This is a genomic window from Ligilactobacillus salitolerans, from assembly GCF_003864415.1.
GTDB lineage: Bacteria > Bacillota > Bacilli > Lactobacillales > Lactobacillaceae > Ligilactobacillus > Ligilactobacillus salitolerans.
The window spans coordinates 1-6,342 of sequence record NZ_BFFP01000064.1 but is presented as its reverse complement, the minus strand read 5'-3'; the positions used below and the strand labels follow the sequence as shown (position 1 = coordinate 6,342).

General features: G+C 47.1%; 4 protein-coding genes, 2 tRNA genes and 1 rRNA gene. 4 read left to right on the top strand and 3 right to left on the bottom strand.

The features are described 5' to 3' along the window. The first annotated feature begins 1 nt into the window (after position 1). Positions 2–118 (top strand): 5S ribosomal RNA (rrf, locus tag LFYK43_RS11815). A 39-nt stretch (positions 119–157) separates the two neighbouring features. Beyond that, positions 158–229 (top strand) — tRNA-Gly (locus tag LFYK43_RS11810). A gap of 85 nt (positions 230–314) precedes the next feature. Here LFYK43_RS11810 and LFYK43_RS11805 read toward each other — a convergent pair. The 3 genes from LFYK43_RS11805 to helD all read right to left on the bottom strand — a co-directional run bounded on the left by LFYK43_RS11805 (position 315) and on the right by helD (position 3,778). Continuing rightward, positions 315–920: a sigma-70 family RNA polymerase sigma factor gene (locus LFYK43_RS11805; RefSeq protein ID WP_124978526.1), complete on the bottom strand. Its 606-nt coding sequence runs from the start codon at positions 918–920 to the stop codon at positions 315–317. A 436-nt stretch (positions 921–1,356) separates the two neighbouring features. Further along, positions 1,357–1,429 (bottom strand) — tRNA-Thr (locus tag LFYK43_RS11800). Positions 1,430–1,504: 75 nt separating this feature from the next. After that, the gene (helD, locus tag LFYK43_RS11795) at positions 1,505–3,778 is read right to left on the bottom strand and encodes an RNA polymerase recycling motor HelD (protein WP_124978524.1); all 2,274 of its coding nucleotides are present in this window, start codon (positions 3,776–3,778) and stop codon (positions 1,505–1,507) included. A 413-nt stretch (positions 3,779–4,191) separates the two neighbouring features. Between helD and trpS the strand changes: the two genes are divergently transcribed. Further along, entirely contained in the window at positions 4,192–5,208 is a 1,017-nt protein-coding gene (trpS, locus tag LFYK43_RS11790; RefSeq protein WP_124978522.1) for a tryptophan--tRNA ligase, read from the top strand. A 43-nt stretch (positions 5,209–5,251) separates the two neighbouring features. Then, positions 5,252–6,181: a Ppx/GppA family phosphatase gene (locus tag LFYK43_RS11785; RefSeq protein WP_124978528.1), complete on the top strand. Its 930-nt coding sequence runs from the start codon at positions 5,252–5,254 to the stop codon at positions 6,179–6,181. The last annotated feature ends 161 nt before the right edge of the window (positions 6,182–6,342 follow it).

Genomic DNA, 6,342 nt, shown 5'->3' with positions numbered 1-6,342 from the left:
GTGCGGTGGCGATTGCACGAAGGCTACACCTGTTCCCATGCCGAACACAGAAGTTAAGCTTCGTTACGCCAAGAGTAGTTGGGGGATCGCCCCCTGTGAGGGTAGGGCGTTGCCGCGCTAAATTTTCTAGATACTGGGGTGACCCAGTATTTTTTATGCGGAAGTAGTTCAGTGGTAGAACATCACCTTGCCATGGTGGGGGTCGCGGGTTCGAATCCCGTCTTCCGCTTCATAATAAAACGAGCAGCTCAATCGATCAATTCGGTTGAACTGCTTTTTTTAACTTTTCATTCTGAGAGTATGAAGCAATTTGCTTAATTATATAAGAGTTTGATCGTTTTATATTTACAGCGGCTGCTGGCATTGCTCAGAGCGGGATAGGAAATTGACAGATGTTCAGCAATCGATTGATTGGAATATGGAAATGGCCCACAGTATAGCTGCAAGACTTCGATTTCTAAGGAGGAAAGAACAGTGGGTAAACGCTCCAGTTTTTCCTTAAGCAGCAAATATTGTTCAGGTGAAATAGAATGTTGATCGGGCCCAAAACTGTTTTCTCCCTTCAGTTCGAGCATGCCTTCAAAAGAACTGGTGACTTTGTCTAACTGACGTTTTTGCGCCTTTTGGCCCCGTAATAAGGTCATTAAGTAATTATTTAAGTTTGCTTTGAAAAAGGCACCAAAGGGGATCTGCCTGGAGGGTTCAAATTCGAGCACACTTTCGTAACAGACGACCAAGGCTTCGACCAAAAGATCATCGAAGTCATAGTAACGGAATCTATACGAACTGATCAAGTTCAGAACTAGGGGACGGTACTTATGAAATAACTTGCCTAAAGCTTGACTATCTGCATCTGCTAGAGTTTCGGCAATTAATTCTAAATCTTCAGCGCTGACTTTGTGGTGTGAATTTACAGCCATCCTTAATACCTCGATTCTTATATCATACTTATTTCAGGAATAATTGTGGCATCTTTTTTTAAAAGTTAAAAGAAAGCGTTTTATTTTACTGGAGAGTTTTTTAAATTAATTGTCAATGCGGCTGCTGGGGCAAGCAGTAAGTTGAGACAACTATAGAGTAGGGTGTCGCTTTGCCAAACAAAAAGTAATCGCTCTAGCGCTTCTAAGGTGACTTGATCAAGTAGACATGATCTCCTTTGCATTAAAGGGGTATTTTCGCGAATGAACTTAAATTCCAAAATGATCAGCGCTTTGAGGTCGTCTTAAATATTTCGTTTAAAAGCAGAGTAGGCGGAATTGATGTGCGCTTTGCTGGTTGGAGCAGGACGACGGAGAGACTAAAAAAGCCTGCCAGGAATTAACCTGACAGACCTTTAAAATTAATCGATTAAATTTAAGCCACTTGCCGGATTTGAACCGGCGACCCCCACCTTACCATGGTGATGCTCTACCTGCTGAGCTAAAGTGGCATGCAATTATCAGCACTTAAATAGTATATTATATACATTCGATAATTGCAACAGTCTTTGACAAAATCGTGGCAGCTATTTCACAGGCAAAGTTTGTTCTAAAGTATAGAGTTCCGGGTCGATCTGTTTGATCAGGGGAGTTACTCCTCCCTGGCTGATCAAGGTCAGTTCGTGCATTGCCCGTGAACAGATCGTGTACAAGATCCCGCGTTCTTCACTGCTGGAATATTCAGCCTGGGAAACGTTATTGACGATCACGCTGTCAAATTCTAAGCCCTTGGCTAGATAGATCGGCAAGATCGCGATCCCTTGGGGTAAGGAACGGTCCTGTTCAGTCAACAAATTCACTGGCAGATCACGACGCAGCTGGTCATAGAGCTGCCTGCTTTCAGCCATGGTTTTAGTGATCAGCGCCACGGTTGAGTATTTGGCAGCAGAAGCATTCAAATGCTTGGTTAAGGCCTTTAAAGCTGCCTGGTCCGTTGACACTTGGCAAACTAATGGGCGATTGCCTGGCCGATTGAAGGCTTGAATATTTTCTCCTTCCGGCAGCATGGCTTTCATGAAATCTGTGATCTGCTTAGTTGAACGGTAGGAACGGTTCAGCAGCTTTAAGTTCGCCTTTCTAGCGTCCAGTGTCTGCGCGATATTTTCCAGGAGTGCTTGGGGACGCTGGGCACTGGCATAGAGCGCCTGTTCACTGTCGCCGAGTAAAGTCAGCTGAGCAGCGCCGAAAACGTGCTTGAGATAGATCAGTTGTGCCAAAGTATAGTCTTGCATTTCGTCGATGAAAAGGTGTGCGATCCGGTGATTTTTGCCTCCCGCAGTCACCAGGTCACGCAAGTATAACAGGGGAGCACAATCGGCGAGGGCGATCTGATGGTATTCTAAGGCTAAGGAATAGCCCGCAGCAGACTCTGGCAGCTTGTTTTGCAGAAACTTGCCATACTGCTCGTAGCTGTCGAAGAAAAAGTCGTTGTAGAGCGCGTCATAAATCACTTCGTATTGCTGACTGGCCAGCTGATGACCCAGATAGTCGCGTTCCTCGTCATAAGAATGAAAGCTCTCTTTAGTTTTATCCCCCAGCAAGGTCAGGTATTGTTCGGAGCTCATATCTTCTAGCTGATCTTGGATCTGCGTGCTGCGTGCTTTTCTTTTAACCAGTTTGTTGAGTTTTTTGATCAATTGGTTTTTGACCGCGGCGAACTTGTGACCAGGTGTCATCTGGACCGGCTGGTCAGCGTAAAGCTGCCGGATCTCTGCTTGGCTGAAAAGAATTTTTCCGTGCAAGCTGATGTCAGTAAAGCACAGGTCGCTAGCTGTCAGGTGGTCGGCATAGTCTTTGATTGCTGCCATAAACTCTGCCGTCTTCTTCTCTTCGTTTAGTTCTTTTTCTGCCTCAGTCAGCTGCCATTGTTTTTCGTAATGGTTAAAGAGCGACTCGACCTTGAGTCCTTGCAGCCGACGGGAGAAAAATTCATGGAGCGTAACTTGGCGCATATTTTTTTCGCCCAGGCTAGGCAAGACATCTGAGATATAGCGGCTAAAAAGGAGGTTAGGTGAAAATAGCACGATTTGATCGGCATTTAGGCTAGCCCGGCTATGGTAGAGCAAAAAAGCGATCCGCTGTAAGATAGCCGAGGTTTTGCCGCTGCCAGCCACGCCTTGGACTAACAAGAGGTCGCTGTTTGTGTCGCGGATGATATCGTTTTGATCCTTTTGGATAGTCGCCACGATGTTTTTCATATATTCATCGCTATGCTCGTCTAAGACGCTTTGTAAGAGTTCGTCTCCGACGGTTTCGCTGGTGTCAAACATGTTTTGGATCTGACCGTCGGTAATTTTGAATTGCCGTTTCTTAAGCAATTCAGTTTCTTGCCGGCCAGCCGGGGTCTCATATTCAACTTGGCCTAAGGTCCCGTTATAGTAGACCGATGAGATCGGGGCGCGCCAGTCGTAGACGAGAAAGTTCTGGTGCTCGTCGCTCAACGAAGCGGTCCCGATGTAAAGACTTTCTGGTGACGTTTCATCCGGATCCTGAATATCGATCCGTCCAAAATAAGGCGATTTTTTCAAGTCTTTTAAAGTTTCTAACTGTTCTTTTAAGATCTGCTCAGTCTGAATGTTTTTGGCGACCAGCTGTTTTTGCTGCTGGATCTCAGCGTTAGTTTCCATGCGGTCATCGACTTCTGTTGTATTGACCTTGGCATTTTGTAAATAGTTTTTTTCCACGGAAGAAGTCTCGGCGTGGGCTTTTTCATATTCTTTTTTAGCTTGTTTCAGCTGCTGCTTGATTTCTACGATCACTTGATCTACACGCTGCTGTTCTAATTGTCTTTGGCTTGCCATGAATGCAGATCCTTTCTTTGGAGATTGTACAAGTCCAGGTTAAGTTTGGCATTCGTTGTTTTTCAAAACTTCCCAGACTTCTTCTAACAATACCATAGAATGCTTTGGCTGTCAGAATTTTAGCTTTTAGCGGACAAAGGCTTTACAAGCCGGCCAAGTTTGGTAAAATTAAGTTAATTCACATAGCAGGAAAAAGTAGTGAGCGCACTAACAGAGATGCATGGTCAGCTGAGAAATGCATGCGCTAGCGAATTGGGCCTGCCTGACTAACAATTGAAAAAAATGAGTGGCGGAATTTCCGCAATTTAGGTGGCACCGCGAGTAATCGTCCTATTGTTGAAGAGACAATTGGACGATTTTTTGGATTAATGACACGAAAGTTCCCACCACTGACAAACGGAGGAAGTACAACGATGAATAAACACGTGATTTTAACTGGCGACAGACCCACAGGCAAGCTGCATATCGGACACTATATCGGTTCTTTGCGGTCCCGCGTGGCGATGCAAAATTCCGGCGACTATGATTCCTTTATCATGATCGCCGACCAGCAGGCTTTGACCGATAATGCCCGCGACCCAGAAAAGATCCGCAAGTCATTAGTCGAAGTCGCTTTAGATTACCTAGCCGTGGGGATCGATCCGCAGAAATCAACGATCTTTGTGCAGTCGCAGATCCCGGCCCTAGCTGAGTTGAACCTGTATTACTTAAACTTGGTGACAGTTTCACGCTTGGAGCGCAATCCAACCGTTAAAGCTGAGATCCAGCAAAAGAATTTTGAACGTTCGATCCCAGCCGGATTCTTCACTTATCCTGTCAGCCAGACGGCCGATATCACCGCTTTTAAGGCCGATACTGTCCCTGTCGGCGATGATCAGGAACCGATGATCGAACAAGCCCGCGAGATCGTGCGCAGCTTTAACTCGATCTACGGTCAGGAAGTTTTGGTCGAACCGCAAGGGATCTTCCCGCCCAAGGGTTCTGGTCGTTTGCCAGGACTAGACGGCAATGCCAAAATGTCGAAGTCGCTCAATAACGCGATCTATCTTTCAGATGATGCTGACACATTACGCAAAAAAGTGATGTCTATGTATACTGATCCTAACCACATTCACGTTGAAGATCCGGGCAAAGTTGAAGGCAACACTGTCTTTACCTACTTGGATGTTTTCGCGCCTGATCAAGCACATGTCGCTGAATTAAAACAGCAGTACCGAGCTGGCGGTCTGGGCGATGTGAAGCTCAAGCGTTACTTAAACGAAGTCTTGGAAGGTGTCTTAGGGCCGATCCGGGAAAAAAGAGCAGAATACGCCAAAGATATTCCTGCGGTTTATGACATCTTGAAAAAAGGCAGCCAGTATGCCAATGAAGTTGCAGACCAGACCTTAAGAGAAGTTCGCGCTGCGATCGGTGTCAACTACTTTGACTAGTTCTGTTATTAGCTGATTTTTGTGAAAAGGGGGAAGCTGCATGGTGCAAAATATTGCGATCTTAGACTTAGGTTCAAACTCGACCCGACTGGGGCTCTACCAGATCAACGCTGACGGGACCTTTCAGGAAACCAAGCGCTTGAAGGAAATGACGCGTTTAGCCGAAGGAATGGGCGCCAGTGAACAAGGTCAGCGGTTGAGTAAAGCGGCGATGGACCGGACTTTAGCGGCGTTGCGCTCATTCAAGGCTGAATACCAGCAGGTCCCTAATTTGACGGTCAGAGGCGTCGCGACCGCTGCCGTTCGCAACGCGCAAAACAGCGCGGAGTTTTTGGAACGGATCAAGCAAGAAATCGGGGTGCAGATCGAAGTCCTGTCTGGCAATGCCGAAGCTTACTACGACTATGCTGGGGTAATGCATGCCTTTGACCTGCAGAATTGTCTGATCTGCGACATGGGCGGCGGCTCTTTCGAGTTGGTCCTAGTCCAGACCCGCAAGGCCGTCGACTATCTCAGCATTCCCTACGGTGCGGTGACTCTCAGCGAAAAATTTCATGCGCATGATCAGATCTCTGCCGCTGATTTCTTTGCCTTGCAGCGTTTTGTGCTCTATAAGTTCAGTCAGCTGCCCTGGCTGGAACAGGGCCGAGGTTTGCCCCTGGTCTTATTAGGCGGGGCTAATCGGACCGTGGCGCGGCAAGGCCACTGGCAAGGACAAGCCAAAGCCGGCCAGAGCCTGCATGGGACTAGGATGTCGGCTTATGCCTTCATTGAAGTTTTTGCCAAATGGCTGGGCCAAAACAAGCAGGAACGTGAACAGGCGCTGGGAGTTGAAAAGGACCGGGCAGACATCATCATTGGCGGTTTGACTCCAGTCGTGATGCTGCTGGAGAAATATTTGCTGCCGGAAGTTATTTTTTCAGAAAGCGGCGTGCGTGAGGGGATCATCGCGGAAACATTGAAAAAGCAGTAAAACAGTAAAAAGGCTTGAGAACATGAACCCTATGTTCCCAAGCCTTTTTGGTGCGCCCGGCATGGGCAGTAACTAGGCGGTGTGAGTCCGCTGTGAGCCGTAGTGGTCGGTATCACAAGTCGAAGGCAAGGGTGTCTATTGCGAGGTAGAATCTGAAGGAA

Bases quoted from the DNA above. Each gene is read 5' to 3' on its own strand.
- helD (WP_124978524.1), bottom strand. From the start codon at position 3,778: ATGGCAAGCCAAAGACAATTAGAACAGCAGCGTGTAGATCAAGTGATC.
- trpS (WP_124978522.1), top strand. From the start codon at position 4,192: ATGAATAAACACGTGATTTTAACTGGCGACAGACCCACAGGCAAGCTG.
- LFYK43_RS11805 (WP_124978526.1), bottom strand. From the start codon at position 920: ATGGCTGTAAATTCACACCACAAAGTCAGCGCTGAAGATTTAGAATTA.